Here is a 24558-nt window from a genome sequence, read left to right on the forward strand (position 1 = left end):
GAAAAAAGCAACCTTTCAAGAAAACGAAAGGTTGCTTTTTTGTGTACGATTAAATTTGGTAAAAGTAGATTGGTAATAAATATACTGGTAATATAGTTAAAATTTATAGTGTAATTGATATATTGATGTTGAAATGTAAAATTAAAATTAAAAATGTAAAAATCAAATTTACAAATGTAATAATTTGTAGTTTAATAATAATATTGATGTTATACAGGGGAGAGGTAGCAGATTGAAAAATATAATTCTTGTAGTGATTATTTTTTGCCTAACAGTACTGTCTGCAATTTATATGATGACAACTGACAATGATTCGGAGGATAGTAAAGCTACAAAACAGGAAAAAACAGAACAAGCAGCTAAGAAAAAAGAAAAAACTCAAAAGAAACAAGAAAAAGAGTTCAATATAAAGACTCAAGAAGATTTGGCTGAAATTATATATAGCAAACAAGATGAGCAAACAAAGATGAACGCATATAATGAAGCAATCAAAAAAGGGATATTACCACGAAGTCATAATTATCAAGAAGCTGTTTATGCATATGAAGAGTCCGTGTGGTTATCTAAGAATGAAAGTATTAATCCAAAGTAATTATTTTAATAAGAACTTTGGATTAATATTTTGTGTTCAAAATGGAAAATATAGTTAATTAAACAATTGATTTGTATACGGGAAAGGAAAATGAAAGTGAAAGATATTAAAGTTATTAAAAGTAAAAATGAAATTAAGGTAAAAAAAGCAATTATACCTGCTGCTGGTTTAGGAACAAGATTTTTACCTGCTACAAAGGCAATGCCTAAAGAAATGTTACCAATATTAGATAAACCAACAATTCAATATATCGTAGAAGAAGCCTCACGTGCTGGAATTGAAGATATTCTAATCGTTACTGGTAAACATAAACGCGCAATCGAAGACCATTTTGATATTCAAAAAGAACTTGAAACAACTTTATATGAAAATGGCAAACTTGAATTACTGGATAAAGTTCAGTATTCAACAGAATTAGCGAATATTTTCTATGTCAGACAAAAAGAACAAAAAGGATTAGGACATGCGATTTATACTGCGAAGCAATTTATAGGAAATGAACCTTTCGCAGTACTGTTAGGTGATGACATTGTTGAATCAGGTAATCCAGCTATTAAACAATTAATGGAACAATATGATGCAACAGGTAAATCAGTTATTGGGGTACAAACGGTACCTGAATCAGAAACACATCGTTATGGTATCATTGATCCGAATTCACAAGATGATCGTTTATATGAGGTAAGTCGTTTTGTGGAGAAACCTAAACAAGGAACTGCACCATCAAATCTAGCGATTATGGGTAGATATGTTTTATCACCTCAAATTTTTGATTATCTTGAGAATCAAACCGAAGGTAGTGGTGGAGAAATTCAATTAACAGATGCGATAGAACGTTTAAATAAAGATGATAAAGTTTACGCGTATGATTTTGAAGGACAACGTTATGATGTCGGAGAAAAAATTGGATTTGTGAAGACGACGATAGAATATGCATTGAAAGATGAAGAAATGCGTGATGAAATTAAACGATATATTCAAACATTAGATATTTAAGTAAAGGGGGTAGAACTTTGAGAGCACAATGGGAAGAAAGAATATCTGAAAGCTTAGTTGAACAGTTTCATAATGTTCAAACAGAAGAAGAAATTGAAGCGGGATTTACAGATGTCTTATCATTTGGAACGGCTGGTATTAGAAGTACCTTCGGTATAGGACCAGGTAGATTGAATAAATTCACGATTCAAAAGTTTGCACTAGGTTTAGCTAAATATTTAACTCATATTACAAATATGCCTAAAATCGTTATTCATTTTGATACTCGTCATTTATCTCAAGAATTTGCGAAAGAAATCGCGAAAGTATTAGGTACCAATGGTATTGAAGTAATCTTGCCAGAAACCTACAAATCCACACCAGAACTGTCATTCGCAGTACGACACTTGAAAACAACAGCGGGTATTATGATTACGGCAAGTCATAACCCTAAGAATTATAACGGAATCAAAGTATATGGTTCAGATGGTGGCCAGTTACTAACAGAGCCTTCATTAGAATTAAGCCGTTGTATTGATATAGTAGAATACCCATTAAATATACAAACAGACGACTTTGAAGTATTACAAGAACGTGAATTGATCTTACCATTTAAAGAAGAAACAACGAAAGCATATAAAGCAGCGGTAAAAAATCTTGTCGGTTCATTTGAATCATCTCAAACAAAATCAATTTTAACAAGTTTACATGGGACAAGTTTGCCTTTATTGTCTGATGTGCTTGAAGATTTATCATATACAAACTATGTTGTTGAAGAAAAGCAATCTACACCTAACGGTGATTTTCCAACAGTACGTATAGCCAATCCGGAAGAAGCAGATACGTTTGATTTAAGTAAACAATTAGCTGAGCAAGAACAAGCACAACTTATTATCGCAACCGATCCAGATGCCGACAGACTCGGAATTGTTGAACGTTATAAAGATGGATCAACAAGATATTTCAATGGAAATGAAATAGGGTTGTTACTTATTAAACTGAGGCATTCACAATTAGAAAATGATGCACATATGTACATGATTAAATCAGTTGTAACAGGTGCTTTAAGTAAAAAATTAGCACAATCATTGGATATCAGAGTGATTAATGTACTGACAGGCTTTAAGTATATCTCGGAGCAATTAAAGAATTTAGAAGATAACGCATCGCAACTAGTATTAGCATATGAAGAAAGCCATGGCTATTTAGTAGACGACTTCTCAAGAGATAAAGATGCCATACAAACAGCAGCACTATTGATTAAATATAAAGAACAACTGACACAAGAAAATAAGACATTCAAAGACGTATTAGATAATATATATCAAGAACTCGGTCATTATAAAGACAAGACCCTCTCACCAACATTTGAAGGTGCAGAAGGACGTCATAAAATAAAACAAATTATGAATAACCTTAAACAGTTAGAAACAATAGATATAGAGAACTTAACACCATTACTTATAGAAAACTATATTACGAAAGAATCATTTAATGTTAAATCAGGTAAGACACAAACCATTCATTTACCACAAACAGATCTCATTAAGTTCATATTTGAAGAAGGATTTATAGCAGTCCGACCATCAGGAACAGAACCGAAAATGAAACTTTATTTCTCTCTTGAACAAGCTTCTTTTGAAAAAAATATAGAAAGTTTCTGTAAAAAGTATTTATGGAAATAATAACAATTCTTATAGGGTATTAAAATTAAGGCTACCTCATACTATTTTTATGAAATTATAACATCGAAATTAAGTTCTTTAATATATAGAAAATTTGATTTTTCTAGTCTGAATTTTGAAGGAGGAAGAACAAAATGGCTCAATTAGTTCCTATAGCATTTGTTCATAATATAAAAAAAGAAAATGGTGGGTTACACAAAGCGATTTATCATAGAATGAATGTCTTGTCTAAGATATATAACAGGGTTGTAATTTATACTTACAGTTTTGATAAAGATTTCGAGTATCTGTGTCAGTATCATAAAAATGTAGGTAACATTGATAGTAGAGTTGAAATTATAAATCTTTATCATGATGAAAATAGTGAAATTGAATATAGTCCTAGCAAATATAAGAAAAATAATGAATATTTTTACTTTCCTGTTTTAGATAATCCATATTCTTTTAGGGCTTTTGATGAAAAAGGAGAATATAAATATTATTTAAAACTAAGGGAAAATGGGACACCTGATTTTAAAGACTATTTTACTACACCTTGGAAAAGATATATGAAAGAGATTTTTGATGAGAGAGGAATTTTGAGAAGAAGGGTTTTTATGGATGATAACAATAAGCCTTCATATACTGTAACTTTTAATAATAAATCACAACCTGTAGTTTCTTCTGTGCTAGATAATAATAGTATGCCAAAAAATTATTTTTATTTTGCAAATCAAAATCAATATACTACCGAACTGGAAATGGCTATGGATAACTTTAAAGACTTTATTGAAACCATTGAAAATCCAATACTATTCATAGATAAACGAGAATATATTAAATATTTTGATGATTTTAAAATGAATAATATTAAGAAAGTATTTATTTTACATAGTAATCATCTTGATTATCCTTACACAAATGAGAGAGAAATTTCACCCTCAGTTAACGAACTATTTAAATCTTTAAACAGCGAGAATACTGATAGATTAATAGTTTTAACAAATAGTCAAAAAAAAGATATTTTAAGTCAATTTAGCATAGATAAGAAGGTGGAGGTTATTCCTCACTACCAACCAGTAATTAATATTGAGGAAAATGAAAAGAATCCTAAATTAATTGTGACTCTTGCTAGATATCATAACGCGAAAAATTTAAAAAGAGCTATTGAAATAATATTTAGAGTTAAGAAAGTAATACCAGATATAATTTATAACATATATGGATATGGTCCTCAAAAAAGCTTATTGACTCAATTAATAAAAGATTTAGAATTAGAAAAAAATGTTTTTTTAAAAGGGCATATTAATGATCCACATGAAAAATTAAAAGAAGCTAAGCTAAGTATTATGACCTCAAATTATGAAGGATTTGGTTTAGCAATAACCGAATCTTTAGCCTGTTCAACACCTGTTGTATCATGGAATACAAAGTATGGGCCATCTGAAATTATTAGGAATGGTATTGATGGTTATATTGTTGAAAATGAAGATGAAGCCTCGGAAAAAATATTAAAAATTCTCAATATGGATAAAAATGAATATAATATGATGCAAAAAAACTGTTTAGATGTATCAAATAGGTTTTCAGAAGAAAGTATTGATAAATTATGGGTGGAATTATTAAAATCATTGTCTAAATGAATATGAATCCTAAGACAGTATAATTATAGGAGGAGAAAATGAAAAATATAGAAATATTAAGTAATGCAAAAAATGAAAAATATGACTACTATAAAAAAAAGTATGAATCTACTTTAAAAAATAATAATAATCAAAGAATAATTGAAAAGTATAACCAGTATTGTAATGGTGATATAAAAGAAAATTGTATTCTTTATGAAACTTTTCACGGAAAAAGTATGACAGATAACCCATATGCATTGTTTGAAAGTTTGATTTTAGATCCTGAATATAAAAATTATAGACATATATGGGTTATAAACACTCTTACCTCAGAAACTGAAAAGTATAAGAATAATGAAAACGTCATTTTTGTTAAAGTTAATTCTGATGAGTATCTATATTATTTAGCAAAGGCAAAATATTTAATTAATAATACCTCTTTCCCACCTTACTTTTGTAAAAGAAAAAACCAAGTATATTTGAATACATGGCATGGAACTCCATTAAAAACCCTTGGTATAGATATGAATGGCCCTATTGACCAATTAAAAAATATACAAAGAAATTTTCTTCAGACTGATTACTTATTGTCACCAAATGAGTTTACAACTGAAAAACTTGTTTATTCTCATAATCTTGATGGTATATATACTGGCGAAATTTTAGAAGTGGGATATCCTAGAATAGATTTAATAACAAAAACAAATTCTAAAGATATTTTAGATAAATTAAGACAATATATTGAAATAGATACAAATAAAAAAGTTGCTTTATATGCACCTACGTGGAGAGGTAATGTAGGTAAAGAGGTAGATATAAAAAAAGAAGTAAAGGATATAATTGTTAGTATTAAAAATAATTTGGATTCTAATTATCAATTATTATTAAAAGTTCATCCACTCTTATATAAATATTTTAAGAATGATAAAGATCTTTCAAAAATATTTATACCTGATTCTATAGACATAAGTGAGACACTAAGTATAGTAGATTTATTGATAACTGATTACTCAAGTGTGTTTTTTGATTTTTATATAAAAAATAAACCAATAATCTTATATACTTATGACAAAGCAGAGTATTTATCAGATAGAGGAACTTATTTAGATTTTGATGAACTAAATACTTATGTTGCTGAAAATGAAACAGAATTAAAAGAATTAATAGCGAATGTGGATATATTAAAAGGTTGTAAAAATGAATCTTTCATTTCACTGCAAAATGGTAATGTAAGTAAGACAGTTATAGATATTGTATTTAAAAATAATAAAAATGAAAAAGTAAAAAAAGTTAATAATGAGAAGAAAAATGTATTGTTTTATATCGATAATTTAACTGATAACAATTTTGATAAAAAAGCAGCATATATTAATGAGTATTTTGATAGACAAAAATATAACATACTAATATTAGTTAAAAGTAATTTAACTTTTGAAGAAGAGTTACAAATTAAAAAGTTAGTTGATGTAAAAATCTTTTTTAGATTTGGTAATTTAAATACAAGCGAAAAAAGTTGGATAGAATATATGATTGCAATGGATATAGGATATGTGAATAATAATGAGCAAGCATTAAATATTTTATCAAGAAATGAATTAAGGAGACTATTAGGTTCTCTAGAGATTCATAATATATTTAACTTGAGTAATAATAAATTTTGGCAAATCATTTTAGGTTTCTATTCAGAAACTACTGGATCTAAATATCAATTGTTCGATCAAAAGATAATTACTAAAATTCAAAAAGACAAAAGATATTACCATAATTCTTTCATAAATAAATTTGAACAATATATTTCATTTGACATAGAGGCTAAAAAGTATGAAAAAGATTATTTGATTGAGTATATAAATCTGAATTTAATAAAATTTGATAAAAACAACAACAAAAGTATCAAAAAAATTAATGATAAAGACATAATGCTAGAAATTAAATCTGATAATCTAAAAGAAAAATATATCTTTATAAAAGATTTTAATTTTACAGAAAAATATATTTTTATTGATGTTGAGCAAGTTGATAAAAATGAAGTAAATAGTTTTTATAACATTGTTAAAAATCAAAGATTATTTGATGATTATAAAATCGTAATTTATGGATTAGAATTAAAGGATATAAATGAGTTTAATGAATTAATATATATGGATGTAAATATAATCCCTTTAATGAAAAACAATCTTGACTATTTAACGTTTGCTAAACATTCTAACTATATGTTCGTTTTAGAAGATTTCAAAAATTCTATGGATAAAATAGACTTCTTGCAATCTAATGGAGTAAATGTATTTGTTACTGATAATAATGAATTATTAGGTTTAATGTATAAGGATTATTTAAGTATATATGAGTGGAAAACATTTCTGCCTATGGTAGAAAAATATAGTATTGAATCAAATATTTATAACTAAATAATTTAGAAAGGAAGAGGTTTAATGAGCAAGTTTAAAAAAATGAAATCTGTATTTTTTAAACAATTTGATGAATATGAGAAACCCATCAAATTATATAAAGATAATCATGGATTTAAAAAAGTTGTTGATTATACAGAGGATTTTTTAAAACTAAAAATTGATGAAAATGCTATATTAATAATTGGAACAGAAAACATTTCAAATAATATGGAATCTTTAATCAAGGTATTATTGGAAAAATACAGTAATAAAAAAATTACTTTAGCACTAGGGAAGAATAGTGGTTATTATAATAAAAATATAACTATTATTGAAAAGGAAAGTAAAGAGTATCTAAATAAGTTGAGTTCATCGAAAATAATTATAGTTGACGGTTTAATACCAAACTATTTCATTAAAAAAAGTGAACAAAAAGTTATTCAATTACCTGATTTATTGTCGGGAAGATATGATGAAGAAAGTAAATTTGATACAAATAGAATTAATATACAACGAGGATTATTTCAGACATCACATATTATATTTAAAAGTAGAGATGAAGCTGAATGTTATATAGAACTTTTTAATCTAAAAAATATCTATAAAGGAAAGATATTTGTAGATCAAAACATTTATTTTTCAAATAAAAGTTCCGAGGTCCCAAATAAAATAGATCTATTGGTACTAACAAAGAAATATTCTCAAGATAATCTAGATATAATACTTGAAAAGGCAAATAATTTGTTATCGAATTATTGGGTTTATGTCCATCCTGAGTTGTATAAATATTATGAAAGATTTTCCGAATTAAAATATATTTTAATAGATCAAAAGATTAGTAAAGAAGATTTGAACTTGCATGATTATAATATAATAAGTGATAATTATACTGATTTAATTGGAGAAAGAAATTATTACTTTCAAATGGATAATTGTGAGTTTCAATTTTTAGAAACTGAAAAACAAATTTATATTGAAAATTACGATATTATAGAAAAAATAATTGATGAAAAAGATACAGATTTTATTAAGATTGATAATACTAAACAAAATTTAATAATGTATTGTGGAGGATTTTTACATAATGGTATTACCTCCTCAGCCATAAATCTTTCACATTCTATTGATTATGATTTATATAACTTAATTATTATAGATAAAGGAAATCTTGGAGAAGTAGAGAGATATAATCTAAATAGATTACACCCAAAAGCTAATATTATTTATAGAATAGGTCAAAGCAATATTACGTTTACTGAGTATAGAAAAAATCAATTTATTCTTCAAAGAAGAGGATTTCGTAAATATTTAGGTGAAAGAGACTTAAGAACTCTTTATAGAAGAGAACTTAAAAGGTTAATTGGGGATGTCGATGTCGATGTAGCTATCGATTTTAGTGGGTACGTGCCATTTTGGACTGCAATGTTTGCTTTTTAAAAAGCTCGTAAAAAGGTTATATATCAACATAATGATTTAAAATCTGAAACGGAAAAAGTTATTGATGGTAAGTTCAAACACAGATATATACTACCTAGAGTATTTTCTTTATATAAATTTTATGACAAAATTGTATCTGTCTCATTACAAACCAAAGAATTAAATGCCAAAAATTTAAGCCAATATGCTCCATATAGAAAATTTGATTATATAAATAACCAAATTAATTTTAACGATATTTTAATTAAAATTAATGAAAGTGAAGAAAAGAAAGTGATTTCGATTGAAAATAATCAATATTATGTTGTAAATGATTTAAACAATAATTTTATTCTAGAGCCTAAAGATATTGAGGATAAAACTATAAAACTTATCACTATTGGAAGGCTATCACCAGAGAAAGATCATCATAAGTTATTTTTAGCTATTAGAAAATTACTAGATGAAAAGCCAGATACTAAAATAACATTAAATGTTCTTGGATCAGGGATAATGGAAGATGAGTTAAAAAAATTGATAAATCAATTAGAACTAACTAATTATATAAATTTGATGGGGCAAGTCTCAAATCCGTATCTGTACTTGAACGAAGCAGACTGTTTCATATTATCTTCAAACCACGAAGGCCAACCAATGGTATTGCTAGAATCATTAGCACTTCATAAACCAATTATAGCAACTGATATAGTTGGTAATAGGGGAGTTTTAGAAGGTACAAATGGATTATTAGTGGAAAACTCAATTGAAGGATTAAAAAATGGAATAAAAAAATTATTAGATGGTGAAGTTAAAGAGAATAACCAATTTGATATAAATGATTATAATAATGCTTCAATATCAAGGTTCTATGAGAAAGTATGTAAGTAAAGCTAATATCAACTAAGTATTTATTATTAACGGTAGACTATATAATTATTTTATGCATAAATAAAAATTTCATAAAAAATACACCTTTAGATTGAAAATGAGAAAGGTGTATTTTTTTATGAAAATATTTAACTACTCATCATATCCTGTTGGATTGTTAACATGCCACTGCCAGGCTGAATTAATTATATCTTCTATGTTATCATATTTTGGATACCAACCTAGCTCATTCTGTGCCTTATTACTTGATGCGATTAACTTACTAGGATCACCAGGTCTTCTATCACCAATGACAACTTCTATATGCTTTTGAGTTATATTTTTAGCAGCTTCTATTATTTCGAATACTGAATATCCTTCGCTACTACCAATATTAAATGAACCTGACTTACCACCATTTTGTAAATAATCAAAAGCTAGAATATGCGCATTTATCAAGTCGATGACATGAACATAATCTCGTATACAAGATCCATCTTTAGTATCATAGTCATCTCCAAAAACAGTTATATGATTGTTTTGTCCTAATGCAGTTTTTAAAACGATAGGTATTAAATGTGACTCTGGACGGTGATCTTCACCGATAGAACCGTCTTCTTTTGCACCAGCAACATTAAAATAGCGTAATGCAGCATAATTTATACCATAGGCTTTATTACACCATTTCATCATTTTTTCCATCATCAATTTGCTTTCACCATAGGGGCTTGTAGGTAATTGAGTATCAGTTTCTGTAATAGGAATAGTCTCTGGTTCCCCATAAACTGCAGCTGTTGATGAAAAAATGATATTTTTAACATTGAATTTATTCATAGATTCTAAAAGTACTTGTAAACCATTTACATTATTATTAAAATATTCTAATGGTTTTAAAACGGACTCTCCAACTAATGAGTAAGCACAAAAATGAAAAACTCCCTTAAATTCATATTTTGCAAATATATTATTTAAAAATTCTGAGTTTCGAATATCACCTTCGTAAAATATAGCCTCTTTGTGTATTGAACTTTCGTGTCCAGTACATAAATTATCGATAACGACCACGTTATAACCTTTTGCAATTAATTGATCCACTGCGTGACTGCCGATGTATCCTGCTCCACCTAAAACGAGTATATCCATAAAAAAATCCCTTCTATATATATTTATAATTCAAACATTATTAAAAAGTATCAAACTTTAATTCGCTTAATTATATTGAATATTACAAATATTATTTGAAACTTTATATCGATTGAATATCAAAACTAATTATACAATAAATTAAGATTAAATACTTTACTTTAAAAAAATTAAAAAATTATGGAGTTTGATAGTATTTGAGTGTTATTAAGAAAAATATTTTTGTTTTTTAACTAGCTACTCTATATACCTGTACTAAGCAAATGGAATATTGGTATTACTTGATTCGATTTTACTCAAGTTAAATTTGTGCAATTACAAAACTTATTAATAATATCAATTAATTAAAAACAATGACTAAATTAAAGAAATATATTTTTATTTTTTGTTATCATGGTATAATTAAAATGTGTAAAATGGTTTACACAAAGATTATTTTGGAATTGTATGAATTTACATAGAAATATCTATCTCCATCAAACATAGGGGAATTAAAGTAGTTTTTCTGTTTAAGAATATTGGGTGAAGGTGATTAATGATGAGGAAGTTTATAAAAGTAATGAGTATGTCATTAGTATCAATATCAATTTTGATTTATATTCAAAATATTATGCAAGATTACTTAGAAATTAGAGATGGAGAAGTAAAAGAAGCTGAATTAGAGTAGTAGATCTTTACTTATAAAATATACTAATTATATTTTCTATTAAAATAAAATACTAATATTAAGCAACCTTAATAGTTTATGTAAGGTTGCATTCTTACGTTATTAGAAATTTTAAAATCGTAAAAATTAAACAGAAAAAAGTAGTTAAAAATTATTCTAAAGTTATCGAGCTCAGGGATTAAAATGTTTAGTTTTAAAAGTAAATTCAATTTGTAACTAGTTAGAGTAGATAAGGAGAAATAGAATGAATGAATTAACAGTCATTATCACATATTACAATAAAGAGGAATATATTCAGGAATGTATAAGAAGTCTTAAAAATCAAAGAAATCAAGATTTTGAAGTGATTATTGTTAATGATGGCTCAGAAGATAAGACTACTGAAATATTATTAAAAGAATTAGAAACTTATGATAAAAATATACAAATTATTAATTTTGATAAGAATCAAGGTCATGCAAAAGCAAGAAATAAAGCTATTGAGAATGTTAATACTGATTACTTTATGTTTTTAGATGCTGATGATCAACTTGCTTCTTATGCAATAGGGTATTACTTAAAGAATATTGGTGGACTTGATGCATTAATTGCACCAATTCATAAATTCACATTACGAAAACCACAATATATTAACCAAAATCTAGTAAAAGTAGAAAGATATAAATATGAAACAAATGCTAATTCATTCTTGAGAAAGAACTCAGCATGCAACATTATTTTTAAAACAAGTATCGCAAAAAGATATAATGTTAAATTTAATGAAGAGTTAGAAATTTATACTGATAATTCATTTATTATAGATTATGCATCACATGTAGATGAATTTATTAGAATATTTAACTTCCCATTTTATTATCGTGGTGAAGTTTATGATCCATTTAAAGGAAAAGTATTATCTGAACAAGAGTTTGATATTTTATTTGTGGATTATGCAAAAAGTTTCTTTGATTCATTGAAGAGAAATAAAAATAAAGTTCATAGAACATTTTTATTAAATAAAATGAAAACATATATCATAAAAGAGTTTAGTCCTATTCATAGAGATGTTCAATCTCGGTATCAAAAGCATGGCATGCTTTTAAGTAGAATAGCAAAAGAATTGAAAGCACCTAATTTAAATGAAGGTAAATACTTATTCCAAACAGAAATGTTTTTATTACGTATGAAAAAGCCAGAACTTGCTTTGAAAATTAACAAATTCAGAAAATATGCTAGACATTTTAAAAGTATCATTCTTAAAACAAAAAATAAAAATAAAGCTATCTATTCCTTGTTTGATAATGAATCAAATGTTGATAATAATGTGGTTGTTTTTGAAGCTTTTGGTGGTAAAAACTATAGTGATAGCCCTAAATATATCTATGAATATATGCTTGAAAATTATCCTGAGAATCAGTATGTATGGATACTTAAAAATCCTAGTAAATCAGTGATACCAGGTAATCCTTTAAAGATAAAAAAAGGATCTTTAGAGTACTATAAAGCTTATTCTAAAGCTAAAGTTTGGGTTAATAATGCAAGATTGCCATTAGCTTTAAATAAGAAAGACAATCAAAAGTATATTCAAACGTGGCACGGAACACCATTGAAAAAATTAGCAAATGATATGAAAGTTGTAAGAATGCCAAGTACAACAACACCACAATATAAAAGGAATTTCCATATGGAAACTTCGAGATGGGATTATTTAGTTTCACCTAACCATTATTCTACTGAAATATTTGAATCTGCCTTTTGGATGGATGAAGAAAGAGTACTAGAAATTGGATATCCAAGAAATGATTTACTTGTCACACATGCAAATGATGAAGAATTTATTTCTAAAATAAGAGAAAATGTGAATATACCTGAAGGTAAAAAGGTCTTAATGTATGCGCCGACTTGGAGAGATGATGAGTTTATTAAGAAAGGTCAGTACTTATTTGAGTTGAAAATTAACTTAGAAAACCTTTATGAAAGTATTGGCGAAGAATATGTTATCTTGCTAAGAATGCATTATTTAATATCGAATGCTATAGATTTATCTGGATATGAAAACTTTGCGATAGATGTTTCTAATTATGATGATATTTCAGAGTTGTATCTTATTACAGATGCATTAATTACAGATTATTCATCAGTAATGTTTGATTATGGTATATTGAAACGTCCACAATTCTTCTTTGCATATGATATTGAAAAATATGATAAAAATTTAAGAGGATTTTATTTAGATTATGTTAATGATTTACCAGGACCGATTATTGAAGATCCGTTTGATTTAGCTGATAGTTTGAAAGATATAGATTTAATCAAAGAATCTTATCAAGATAAAATTGATGAATTTTATGAAAGGTTCTGTAGCTTAGAACAAGGGGAATCATCTAAGTATATTGGTGAGTTAATTAATAAAGAAATGAATAATAAATAGAAGAGAGTGTAATATATTGGAGAAGATTTTATCAATAATAGTACCAGTATATAATAAAGAAATGTTTCTTAAAGAATGTGTAGAGTCAATTGGGAATCTTGAGATTAGTAAAGATAAAATTGAAGCATTATTTATTGATGACGTTTCTACAGATAATTCTTATGAAATTCTAAAAGAATATGAGAAACAGAATGATTTTGTAAAGGTAATTCAATTAAATGAAAATTCTGGAAGTCCATCGAAGCCTAGAAATGTTGGTATTAAAGAGGCTAAAGGGGAGTATGTTACATTCTTAGATGCAGATGATTGGTTAGATACTAAGGGGATGCCAATATTAATAAATCAAGTAAAAGAAAATAATTCAGATATTGGGTTTGGCCAAAGTATAAAACACGAGGATAAGTCAATAACAAAGCCAGCGAGATTTACTTCATTTAAAGTAGATAATAATCTTGTACCTTATGAAATAAATAAAATTTTTAGAGCAGTTGGACCACCTGGGAAAATATTGAAGAGAAGTATCATCATTGATAATAATATTGAATTTAAACATATGAAGTATGGTGAAGATAAATTATTCTTTATCGAAGCCATATCTAAGTGCAAAACTGCATCAATGAATGATGTACCAGTTTATCATGTGAATAGATATCGTGAAAATGATTCTTTAGTTAAACAAACCGATATTATAGAAAAATCATATTTGAATTTAGATGTTTTAAAAGAAGTATTAAAGTTAGATCTACAAGAAACGGCTGAATATCAGGCATTATCACGAATTATAGAACTTGATTTTATAACTAGATTGTTTAATAGAAAACGATTTTTAAATCGACTTAACAAACAACCTTTTTATGATATTTTCGATGAAATGCTAAAAGTATTAGAGGATTATGGCAAGAATATTGAAGATTATATAAGCGATAGAAAGATAATAAACATTTATAATTTATTGAAAAATAAAGAATATGAAAAATTGAATGGATTAATCAATATTCATGTTAAAGGTGGAAATGCAAGTAAGTATATTAAAGATAATGTAATCCATTATGATATGCCTGAATCATTAAGTGAATGTTTACCTATAATAGATGAATTCTATGCGACATATAATGGTACATATATGATTAATAATAAAAAATATGAAAAAATTAATGTGTATAAAGAAGATGAAGTGAAAATTAGGAAGGTATTGTTAACAGAGATTAATAACGAACCTAATCAATTTGAAGTAGATTACATAGAAAAAGATAATTACATTCTTGTAGAATCAGACTCTTTAAATAAAGCTTCTTATAATTTTAATATTACGATAATTTATAATGAATATATTCCTTTTATTGTAAATATGCTTTTACCTAATGGGAATAAAGATATTAAGCTTAATAGGCAAAATTTTAAAGCTGAATTTAAAGTTAATAATCAAAATGAGATGTCTGTTGAAGATAAATTTAGTCAAAAATATTACATTAAAAATCCGACTAAAGTTATTATCACTAAAAAGTTAAATGTATATAATGATCCTAACTTTGATGAAAAAATGGATTTAAGTTTTAGTATTGGAGAACTAGTGGATGTAGAAGCTATTGCTTTTTCATCTAAAGGAACACCAAGACTTCATTTAACAAATGGTACATATATAACTGCAAATAAATTATTTGTTAAAGAAATAGCAGAATATAAAGATTCGTATTTATATGATATTCCTAAAAGAGTGAGTATATTAAAAAAATGTAAAGAATACAATTCACCTAAATTTGAAGGTGAAATAATTAGAGGCTATAAAGTTAATGATGAAGTTGATATTGAGAGTATTGTTATGTCACCAAAATTAACTCCAAGGCTTAAAACTCGAAACGGTTTTATTACGGCAAATAAAGAATTTGTTAGACCTATTGATTAATCTGAAAATAAAATATTGTTATGTAAAAAGGTCAGTTCCAGATATGGACTGACCTTTTTTGTGTAATTAAAACCAAATTTTTTTCTCTTACAAGGTTTTATGATCTTCCTATATTGGAATCCATTGTTGAGATTGGTGATTTAAATTTTTTGCTTTTTGTTTTCTTTTTAGGAATTGGAACAATATAATTTCCGTAGGGCAATTTAGAAATTAGGAAGACTATGAAAATTGAAACAGATAAAATTGAAATTAACGTAGGTACAAACATATAAGTTTCTCCTATATTCTCAAACAACTTTGTTCTTTTTAGTGTATACATTACAAATACATGTACTAGGTATATCCCCATTGAATAGTTACCTATTAATGTCAAAATATTAAATAAAATAGGTTCTCTTTCAATATAGGAATAGATATATGTTAGAAAAATAAAGAATAAAGGAATATAAATTAAATTATAGCTATGGATTGATGTAAATAAATTGTTTATATCAATACTTATTATTAGATCAACAAACATAATCCCTATACAGACACTTAGCACTTTTTTGTATTTAATTATAAATTCTTGAAATTCACTGTAATACTTTGCTAGTGCTATCCCTAGCATAAAATAGAATATCCAATTAAATAAGAATGCTTGGTTGTTAAGTAATTCCTCTAGAGGTTTGAAATGTAACACGAAATTTTCTTTATTTATCCACCATAGATTTATAATAGCCGACAAACATAATGCACCTATCATTGGAGCACCTTTTTTTACCCTGTGTAATATAGGAAAGAAAACATAAAACTGAATAACAGTTAAAATAAAATATAAATGGTATTGTGCATCACCTTTCATAAAATATGAAAATACACTTATATTTTCATCTAAATTATGTAAGTAAAAATAACGATATGACAGATAGAAACTAGTCCAAATTAAATACGGGATAAATATTTTAGAAAATCTTGATTTAACAAAATACTTTAAATCAAATCCTCTATTTAATACTGACGCAGTTAATAAAAAAGCACTTATTATTGCGAAAATAGGTGTCCCTAACCTGCTAATTTGGTTTAAATATCCAAGCCAATCATTAGCAAAAATATTATCTCTATGATAGGAATTAGCCGTAAGATGTACTATAACAATCATTATTGCTGCTATTGCCCTAATAACAGGTATTTCTTTATAATACTTCAAAATTATCATCCTTCACAATTAAATTGAATCAAACTTATTTTATAATATACTTAATTGTGAATTAAGTAAAGATTTTTTGTGTATTTTTAAACAGGAATTTTCTTTTATTAAATAACAATATAACTTTTGTTAATAATTTACATCTAGTGTATCTCTCACTTTATATTTCAATATATTTTTTTAATATTTAAACTACTATTTAGAATTGAAGTGTTTAAAACAAAATTTTTTTGATCTAGTAACTATAATAATAGCCCAGTCACATATGTGGTTGGGCTATTAGTTTTCTATCGATATGAGATTTTATTACGTTATGAAGATAAATCAAATCTATAAAAATTACAACACTAAGATGACCAAATAATTAAAGTGGATTTAGTAGTTTATTTAAATAATCTTTTTTAAGGATTATTATTAAAAGCACCATCAACATTAATATCTTTCATTTCTTTAATTTCTTGTTCATTATTTAGTGTAAAGACATGAACTTTCAATTTGTGTTTATGTATTTTTTCTACTAATTCTTCATTAATTACATCTTTATTAAAACCAAGTCCATATACGAGTTTAGATAGTCTTTCCAATTCTTTGTCATTTAATTTTTCTACATCTTTATCATTTATTAAATAAATTAACGGTATATCTTCATTTAGTTTATGTATATTTTTGAGACTCATTTCAGAGAATGATTGAATGATTAAGTTACCATTTTTTAAACTTTCTTTTTTAAGCAAACCATTATTTTCTAGATCTTTTATTAGTTGTTCATCCATACCTGGATACATATCTGGATGTTTAGTTTCAATATAAAAATTAGTTTTATCTTTATACTTATTTAAAGTATCGTTTAATTCTGGTACTTTTTCATTCTTATATTTTTTATCAAACCATGATCCAGCATCTAAGTTTTTTATTTCTTTTAAAGTTTTATCTTTAACTAATCCAGTTCCATTTGTAGTTCTATCTACTTTATTATCATGCATTGCGATTAATTTTTTGTCTTTAGTCATTTGTAAATCTAACTCTGTATAATCTGCATTTTGATTTATTGCTTTATCATAAGATGAATATGTATGTTCTGGTTTAGAACCACTTGCGCCTCTGTGCGCTATGTTTAAATAGTCTTTATCTAAAGTGCTGTTCCCACATCCAGCTAATAATATGCAATTTAATATACTAATACTTATTAATTTCTTCATTTTTCATTCTCCTACAAGTTTATTTAACTATTTATCATAGTATCATTTATTTACATAAAAATACCCTGTTTTTAAGCTAGGTTTTAAATTTTTTCCACCTTTGTAATTCTTAATCTTTCATGCAATACATAACCATTATTATTAAGTGAATATACACAACAAAAACCATTTACGATTTTAAGTACATAAAATCTCTGACTATTTTTATACATTTATAAAAATGATTGATTTAATTATAAAAGAATAGAAGGTTTTTAAAGAATTTGAGAAATGACGATTTAGTGCCTCAAATTAATCAGCATTTAGATGACAGCAATGAATATACGAAATACGTGATATGTAGTGAAAATGTTGAATTGTATTATAAACAGACAGATCGTATTGATGCATCTAAGATTTACAAAATCAACTTAGCAGATAAACATATTACGTCACATCCTGAAGTTTCAAGAAATAGCGTACCGGAACAATTAACCATCTTAAATAAGTTCTTTGCAACACATATATAAAGGTTAGCTCACACGAGCTAACCTTTTTTGATGCTATTTTATTCATCAACGCCTAATTCTTTCTTTGCCATTTTCTCATATGCCGCTTCTCCTGAGGCAAGCGCAAATTCAGCAATAAACATTGGAAACACTGCATTTAATTCAATAATATGTTCTTTCATATGTGGCCATGTCGTACCACCAGCTTTATCATAAGCTTCTATCAGATCATCTAGCCCTTCATCGCCAAATACACGGTGATGTCCCATAAAATCATTGGACGGGTCTGCATGACTTGCTTCTGTCCAATCGATAAGACCTGTCACATTTGCTTCTTTATCCACCATAATATGACCTGGGTGCAAGTCTCCGTGTATCATCGTGACATGATTTGGCCATAGCTCATCTCGCTCTAACCATGTTTGCCATCTATTCCATAAATCAGAAGAGACTCCGAACGTTTCTTTCACTTTATGCATACGTTCTTGATAGTCTTGTTTAATTTGTTGAATTGTTGTCGTCTTAATGTCACTTGAAACGAGTTCTTCATCTGTTATACGATGCAAATCAACGAGTACTTCTGCCAGTGTATCAATAAAATTCTGGGGTACAGGTTTATGTTCTATTTCCCATACGTATTGTTGTAATTCAGGATCAATTGTAGCTGCAGGTACGCCTGTTAGTTTAGGATACGCAATTAATGTTTCTTTATGAATTTGCCAATTAGGTACTTCAAATGATACATGTTGTTGTATGAAGTCTACGGTTTCTTTTTCTGAGTCTGTTCGCTCATACACTTCTGGTCTTCTCGGTATGCGTAATACCCATTCAACACCATGTCTATCTTCAGCAAATGCTACTTGAAAATCAAGTCCTGATTCGTTTATTGTAATTGATTCAGGTTGAATATCTAAACCACATTCTGCGGCAATCGTGACAATGTTTTCATGTTGTGTCATATTGAGCGCTCCTTAAAGGTTATTTTTATATTTCTCGCTTCTTATCCAATTTCTCCGTATTTCATCTTATAAGATACATAACCTGATTTATAAAAGTATTTTTGTTTTTCCGCTTCTTTGTAATTCAAAAGTCCTAATGCGCGAATCACATTAAAAGCAAAGTCTACTGCACTGGATCCGTTTGCTGTGACGAGGTTCTTATCAACGACACTATCTTCATTCATAAAGTCTAATGCGTTTGTATAGGCTTTGTAGTTCTCTTCTGTCGTCCATTGGTTTAAATCATTTCCCGTATGTTTATATCCCGTAAGTAATCCATTTCTTGCAAAGAAGTCAACGGCTGCACATATTGCGCCTACAACGATATTGTTGTCTAAAGATGTCTTAATGAGTTGTACGAGTTGTTCATTTTCAATTTGTGACCAATTATTACCGCCAATGATAATCAATGCATCGTAAGGGTCTTTTATGTCATCTATTGTATAGTCAACAATTGTCTTCAATTGACCGATAGATGTCACAGACGATTCACCTAACGATACTGTATCGATTTCAAATCCGTGTGACATAGCGAGTTCTGCAGTAACATAACTGACTTCCCAATCTGCATATGCTTCTGTAAGAATGATTAGCGCTTTTTTCATAAAAATAACACCCCTTGTTAAATTTATTTATAGATTATTTTTATCATGATACAAAGCCATGTTATATGCAAATGATAACTAACGGTATTTATGGTATGATGTAATAAATGATAACGTTTCTCAATTATAGAAGGGAATATAACGGGAGTGAAAAGTTATGCAAGTTGTACAAAAATTTTTATGGAATGATCGATTCGTAACGGTGGCTATGCCAGTTGGTTATGATGAACAAAATCCTAAACCATTCAAGACAGTAATCGTTCAAGACGGGGATTATATATTTAATAAACTGATTGAAGATAAGCCACGAGATATTATGTATGTTGGTATTGAACCAGTTGATAGAAATAAGGAATATACACCATGGGAAGAGCAAGTTGATCAAGCACATTATGCGGGAGATGCTAATCAATATTTAGATATGTTGGAATTTGAATTAATACCATTTCTTAAAGAACATTATCATATCTTTGATGAAGCTGAATATTTAGCAATCGGTGGTGGATCATTCGGTGCGTTAGTCTCATTATATGCTTTATTAACACGTCCGCACTTATTTGGTAGCTATATCTTAATGTCTGCTTCTATGTGGTATCCGAACTTTTTAGATTTTATTAAAAATAGTAAACCAATAGAGTATCCACGTCATATTTATTGGTATGTAGGAGAGCAAGAAGGGGTAGAATATCCTAATATTTTAAAATGGATGGTACCGAATACGTATGAAGCCGTTGAGTTGGTGAAAGAGAAGCTGGTTCATGATGATTCGACTTTAACGTTTATCACAGATAAAGAAGGCATTCATAGACATGAATACTTTGAAAAATATTTCGACAAAGCGATTCATACGTTGTTTTAGATATATGTAACTATAAGGGACTTAGACATGATGGGTTGTCTAAGTCTTTTTTATTGTTTAAATAATTAAATTTAACGTACGTGAATTGCTGATATAATAGGGGTTAACATCGTTTAGGACGAATGAAATAAATGAAGAATGTTTGACAAATAACGTGAATGATATTATAGTTGATTACACAACTAATCAACCAATCATGTTATAGGATAAGGAGAATGAAAATGAAACCTACTTTAAATGAAGATACACCTATATTTTTGCAAATTGCAGATATGATTAAAGATGATTTAGTTGAAGGACTTTTGTCAGAAGGCGAACAAATACCTTCCACAACGGAACTTTCAAACTTTTACAATATTAATAGAGCGACGGCTCAAAAAGGTATTGCACTGTTGATGGATGAAGGCATTGTAGCTAAGAAGAGAGGGATTGGTGTATTTATAGCTGAAGATGCGCGCGACAAGCTCGTAAATACAAGAATGCAAGACTTCTCAAACTCTTATATCCAAAACATGGTTAAAGAAGCTAAGAGACTTAATATAAGTAAGGAAGAACTCATAAGAAGGGTGGAACAAGACTATGACAATCATTGATATTCAGAACATGTCGTTTAAGTATAAAGATGAATATGTACTTCAAGATTTAACACTTCAAGATGATGAACCAATGATTATTGGTTTATGGGGACGAAATGGTTCTGGTAAGACGACGTTAATGAAACTCATGTCAGGTCAAGAAAAGCAAAATTCAGGCGACATAGCGATATTAAACTATAAACCTTATAACAATGCAGAAGCTTCAAAACAAATTACGTATTTAAGAGAGAACCACTTCTTCGGAAAGACGTGGAATGTAAATGATGCGATGAAATTTGCAGCGATGTTCAATGATAATTGGGATCAAGAAGAAGCGGATTATTTAATAGATTTATTTGAACTACCAAGAAAGAAGAAGATTCGAAACTTTTCTAAAGGTATGAAGTCAATGGTTCAAAGTGTAATTGGGCTTGCAAGTCATGCACCTGTGACAATGTTAGATGAACCGACAAACGGATTGGATGCTTATATGAGAAAGTTGTTTACACAAGCGTTGAGAGAATCGTTCGAAGCGGATCCGAGATATATTATGATTGCTTCTCATCATATTAAAGAAATTGAGAAAATATGTGAAAAGCTCATCGTGATATCTGATCATCGTGTGAAGTTACATGAGCCAATAGAATACTTTCAATCTAGAGGTGCGATTTTAGTTGGTAAATTAGAAGATATCCATCAAATTGCTTCGAAGGATGATATTATCGAGCAATCAACGATTATGAGTCAGCATAAAGTGATGGCAGATATTCCTTATAATGCAGACTTACAAGAACAGTGTAAAGCGTTGAATGTGAAAGTTGATAAAGCAAGTATTCAAGATTATTTAGTGAATATGACGATGACAAAGGAGGCTAATCATGGGTGATTTAAAAGGGTCTTTCTCGATTATCTTTAAAGAACTAAAAGTACAATTATATACGTTTAGTATCGTACTTGTCGTTTTAGCCGCGATATACTTTGTGATTGGATTTTATATTGAACCATCAGATTCATTTAATCCTTTATTATCTGGACCAGTATACGGTATATTAGGTTTCTTACCATTATTCATGTTTGGTGATCCACTTAAATCATCAATTGAACTTGGTGCGACAAGAAGACAGTATATCGTAAGTTTATGGCTAAGTTATATTATATTTATAGTTATGATGCTTATCATTCAAGAAGTGATTAGTTTTATATTAGAACGTGTAGCAAGTGTGACAAATAGTGACGTAACACTGATGAGAATATCGGATATACTGCCTAACGCTAGTGGATTGGATAGTATGTGGGTGGATTTCCTAGCTATTTTGTTCATTGCAGGAATTTGTTTCTTACTCGTGCGATTATTTATCGCATAGGTGTTATTCCAACAATGATTGGTGTACTATTTCTAGGTGTCATCGTATTTATCTGGTTTGTACTCGGTGATTTCACGCCATTCTTCAAATGGGTATATCAACATATTTATGAAATGTTTCATATATTAGGCGCAATTGGAATCATATCAGCATTATGTATCTATCCAATTATGATTCAAGCTAGATTGAAGGCATAGAAGTTAAAGGCTAGGGCTAGTTGTCCTAGTCTTTTTAATGCGATGTGACAGGCCATGTGACAATATTGTTCGTTGTATTTCTTTGTATAAATGATAAATTATAACAAGGAATGAAAGGAGGTATATGTCATGAATCCGACTGCATCGAATCATCGTATTTATGAATTAGATTATATTAGAGGATTTGCTTTATTAGGTATTATTTTTCTTAATGTTTCGAGCATTATACAAGTGCCATTTGATTTTTCAATAGTAGAAGTTCGTTATCAGAAGTTTTTAGATATATTTATTGAGTCAAAGTTTATGTCGATTTTTTCATTTTTGTTTGGTGTTGGTTTTTATATTTTTATTAATCGAGCGAAAGCGAAAAGTGAACATCCATATGTGATTTATTTGAGAAGAATTGTGATATTGGCGCTGTTAGGATTAGGGCATATGCAACTCCAACCGGGAGAAGTATTGCTTGTGTACGCCATATTTGGTTTAGTGTTATTACCACTGTTCAAAGTGAATAAATGGGTGAATTTCGCAATCGGTATGATACTCTTATGCGTAGCGATTGGATTGGGCGGTAAAATATTAATGCCGCTTCCACTGTTCACTTTAGGTTTAACATTTGCTCAATTTGGTCTACATCAAAAAATGTACCAACATAGAAAGTATTATGCCATTATTGCGCTATTGACGATGATCATTTCGGTAATCGGCATCTATTACTTAAATCAAATCTACGTTGGCGCTTCTTACCAAGCGATTAAATATACAGGTATTACTGAAGCGCAATATTTGAAACAATATGCTTTAACGAATCAATTGATTTTAATTTTGAGTCCAATTGTGACGATATGTTACTTTAGTGTACTCGTCACGTTGTTACAATATAAAGTCGTGCAACAATTATTGAAACCGTTAAGAACGTATGGGCAAATGGCACTTACGAATTATATCGGGCAGACGTTGTTGATACTATTGTTTAGCTATGGATTTGGTTTGTCAGATTGTCGTTTAATCCATACGGCGAACCTTTGTTTAATCATTCTTGTGATACAGTTAATATTCTCAAGTTTGTGGTTAAGTTACTTTAAATATGGTCCGTTAGAATACTTATGGAAAATCGGTACGTATTTCAAGATGTTTCCAATAAAATAATAGAGACTGGGACATAATGTAATGTCTCAGTCTCTTTTTACAACTTGGCAGTAGATGACTGAATTGAAAATGCGCTTGTACCAAGCTTTTTCAACTCTAGTCATCCTTGCCGGGGCGGGACTACGAAATCTTTTTATACAAATTAGATTTCTGTCCCGCTCCCTTTCCTACGATTAGTCAAGTGCTTAAGTATAAAAAAGTCATTACTTAATAATACCGTCCAATTTTATTTTTTTGGATAAGGTGTTAAACTATATGTGATTATACGATTCAATGTGGGGAC

The 24558-nt window shown here is 28.3% G+C and carries 23 protein-coding genes; 17 read left to right on the forward strand and 6 right to left on the reverse strand.

Annotation, left to right across the window (positions count from 1 at the left end):
* The first annotated feature begins 232 nt into the window (after positions 1-232).
* The 7 genes from LQ694_RS07620 to LQ694_RS07650 all read left to right on the forward strand — a co-directional run bounded on the left by LQ694_RS07620 (position 233) and on the right by LQ694_RS07650 (position 9550).
* Positions 233-592 carry a hypothetical protein gene (locus tag LQ694_RS07620; RefSeq protein ID WP_135015472.1) on the forward strand — a complete coding sequence of 120 codons (360 nt, stop codon included), beginning with the start codon at positions 233-235 and terminating at the stop codon, positions 590-592.
* Positions 593-682: 90 nt separating this feature from the next.
* Positions 683-1588: a UTP--glucose-1-phosphate uridylyltransferase GalU gene (galU, locus tag LQ694_RS07625; protein ID WP_135015474.1), complete on the forward strand. Its 906-nt coding sequence runs from the start codon at positions 683-685 to the stop codon at positions 1586-1588.
* 17 nt (positions 1589-1605) lie between these two features.
* A complete protein-coding gene (locus LQ694_RS07630) occupies positions 1606-3252 on the forward strand; it encodes a phospho-sugar mutase (protein WP_239771950.1) in 1647 nt (548 codons plus the stop codon).
* Between the two features lie 134 nt (positions 3253-3386).
* The gene (locus LQ694_RS07635) at positions 3387-4874 is read left to right on the forward strand and encodes a glycosyltransferase (RefSeq protein WP_135015478.1); all 1488 of its coding nucleotides are present in this window, start codon (positions 3387-3389) and stop codon (positions 4872-4874) included.
* A 38-nt stretch (positions 4875-4912) separates the two neighbouring features.
* The gene (locus tag LQ694_RS07640) at positions 4913-7264 is read left to right on the forward strand and encodes a CDP-glycerol glycerophosphotransferase family protein (protein WP_196968007.1); all 2352 of its coding nucleotides are present in this window, start codon (positions 4913-4915) and stop codon (positions 7262-7264) included.
* A 24-nt stretch (positions 7265-7288) separates the two neighbouring features.
* Positions 7289-8683 (forward strand): CDP-glycerol glycerophosphotransferase family protein, encoded by a 1395-nt coding sequence (locus tag LQ694_RS07645; protein WP_239771954.1) that lies wholly within the window; start codon positions 7289-7291, stop codon positions 8681-8683.
* A gap of 273 nt (positions 8684-8956) precedes the next feature.
* Complete coding sequence (locus tag LQ694_RS07650; RefSeq protein ID WP_239771958.1) at positions 8957-9550, forward strand: glycosyltransferase; 594 nt, start codon at positions 8957-8959, stop codon at positions 9548-9550.
* A 132-nt stretch (positions 9551-9682) separates the two neighbouring features.
* Here the strand turns inward: LQ694_RS07650 and galE are convergent, their stop codons facing one another.
* A complete protein-coding gene (gene galE, locus LQ694_RS07655; RefSeq protein ID WP_135015484.1) occupies positions 9683-10672 on the reverse strand; it encodes a UDP-glucose 4-epimerase GalE in 990 nt (329 codons plus the stop codon).
* A 538-nt stretch (positions 10673-11210) separates the two neighbouring features.
* Between galE and LQ694_RS15550 the strand changes: the two genes are divergently transcribed.
* The 3 genes from LQ694_RS15550 (at position 11211) to LQ694_RS07665 (ending at position 15652) form a co-directional block, all read left to right on the forward strand.
* Complete coding sequence (locus tag LQ694_RS15550) at positions 11211-11339, forward strand: hypothetical protein (protein WP_256934053.1); 129 nt, start codon at positions 11211-11213, stop codon at positions 11337-11339.
* A gap of 244 nt (positions 11340-11583) precedes the next feature.
* Positions 11584-13749, forward strand: coding sequence for a bifunctional glycosyltransferase/CDP-glycerol:glycerophosphate glycerophosphotransferase (locus tag LQ694_RS07660; RefSeq protein WP_135015486.1), 2166 nt, complete (start codon positions 11584-11586; stop codon positions 13747-13749).
* Positions 13750-13765: 16 nt separating this feature from the next.
* The gene (locus LQ694_RS07665) at positions 13766-15652 is read left to right on the forward strand and encodes a glycosyltransferase family 2 protein (protein ID WP_196968009.1); all 1887 of its coding nucleotides are present in this window, start codon (positions 13766-13768) and stop codon (positions 15650-15652) included.
* 97 nt (positions 15653-15749) lie between these two features.
* On the opposite strand, the gene LQ694_RS07670 is transcribed toward LQ694_RS07665, so the two are convergent.
* From LQ694_RS07670 to LQ694_RS15635, 3 genes are all read right to left on the reverse strand, one after another.
* The gene (locus LQ694_RS07670; RefSeq protein WP_218696922.1) at positions 15750-16841 is read right to left on the reverse strand and encodes an acyltransferase; all 1092 of its coding nucleotides are present in this window, start codon (positions 16839-16841) and stop codon (positions 15750-15752) included.
* 401 nt (positions 16842-17242) lie between these two features.
* Complete coding sequence (locus LQ694_RS07675; protein ID WP_196968010.1) at positions 17243-18040, reverse strand: glycerophosphodiester phosphodiesterase family protein; 798 nt, start codon at positions 18038-18040, stop codon at positions 17243-17245.
* Positions 18041-18123: 83 nt separating this feature from the next.
* On the reverse strand, positions 18124-18252 hold the full coding sequence (locus LQ694_RS15635; RefSeq protein ID WP_422613790.1) for a hypothetical protein: 129 nt from the start codon (positions 18250-18252) through the stop codon (positions 18124-18126).
* Between the two features lie 51 nt (positions 18253-18303).
* Between LQ694_RS15635 and LQ694_RS07680 the strand changes: the two genes are divergently transcribed.
* Positions 18304-18549, forward strand: coding sequence for a hypothetical protein (locus LQ694_RS07680; RefSeq protein ID WP_196968011.1), 246 nt, complete (start codon positions 18304-18306; stop codon positions 18547-18549).
* A gap of 38 nt (positions 18550-18587) precedes the next feature.
* On the opposite strand, the gene LQ694_RS07685 is transcribed toward LQ694_RS07680, so the two are convergent.
* The gene (locus LQ694_RS07685; RefSeq protein WP_218696921.1) at positions 18588-19487 is read right to left on the reverse strand and encodes a macrolide 2'-phosphotransferase; all 900 of its coding nucleotides are present in this window, start codon (positions 19485-19487) and stop codon (positions 18588-18590) included.
* A 41-nt stretch (positions 19488-19528) separates the two neighbouring features.
* Complete coding sequence (locus LQ694_RS07690) at positions 19529-20131, reverse strand: DJ-1/PfpI family protein (RefSeq protein WP_196968013.1); 603 nt, start codon at positions 20129-20131, stop codon at positions 19529-19531.
* 157 nt (positions 20132-20288) lie between these two features.
* On the opposite strand from LQ694_RS07690, the gene LQ694_RS07695 reads away from it, so the two are divergent.
* The 6 genes from LQ694_RS07695 (at position 20289) to LQ694_RS07720 (ending at position 24275) form a co-directional block, all read left to right on the forward strand.
* On the forward strand, positions 20289-20990 hold the full coding sequence (locus LQ694_RS07695) for an alpha/beta hydrolase (protein ID WP_218696920.1): 702 nt from the start codon (positions 20289-20291) through the stop codon (positions 20988-20990).
* 221 nt (positions 20991-21211) lie between these two features.
* On the forward strand, positions 21212-21583 hold the full coding sequence (locus LQ694_RS07700) for a GntR family transcriptional regulator (protein ID WP_025905784.1): 372 nt from the start codon (positions 21212-21214) through the stop codon (positions 21581-21583).
* On the forward strand, positions 21570-22451 hold the full coding sequence (locus LQ694_RS07705; protein WP_204237240.1) for an ATP-binding cassette domain-containing protein: 882 nt from the start codon (positions 21570-21572) through the stop codon (positions 22449-22451). Before LQ694_RS07700 ends, LQ694_RS07705 begins: the two co-directional genes overlap by 14 nt.
* Positions 22444-22929 carry a hypothetical protein gene (locus tag LQ694_RS07710; RefSeq protein WP_239771960.1) on the forward strand — a complete coding sequence of 162 codons (486 nt, stop codon included), beginning with the start codon at positions 22444-22446 and terminating at the stop codon, positions 22927-22929. Before LQ694_RS07705 ends, LQ694_RS07710 begins: the two co-directional genes overlap by 8 nt.
* A 14-nt stretch (positions 22930-22943) precedes the next feature.
* Positions 22944-23126 (forward strand): hypothetical protein, encoded by a 183-nt coding sequence (locus LQ694_RS07715; protein WP_239771962.1) that lies wholly within the window; start codon positions 22944-22946, stop codon positions 23124-23126.
* A 129-nt stretch (positions 23127-23255) separates the two neighbouring features.
* On the forward strand, positions 23256-24275 hold the full coding sequence (locus LQ694_RS07720; RefSeq protein WP_218696919.1) for a DUF418 domain-containing protein: 1020 nt from the start codon (positions 23256-23258) through the stop codon (positions 24273-24275).
* Positions 24276-24558: the final 283 nt, after the last annotated feature.

The organism is Mammaliicoccus sp. P-M58 (assembly GCF_022386165.1).
In the GTDB taxonomy this organism is placed as follows: domain Bacteria; phylum Bacillota; class Bacilli; order Staphylococcales; family Staphylococcaceae; genus Mammaliicoccus; species Mammaliicoccus sciuri.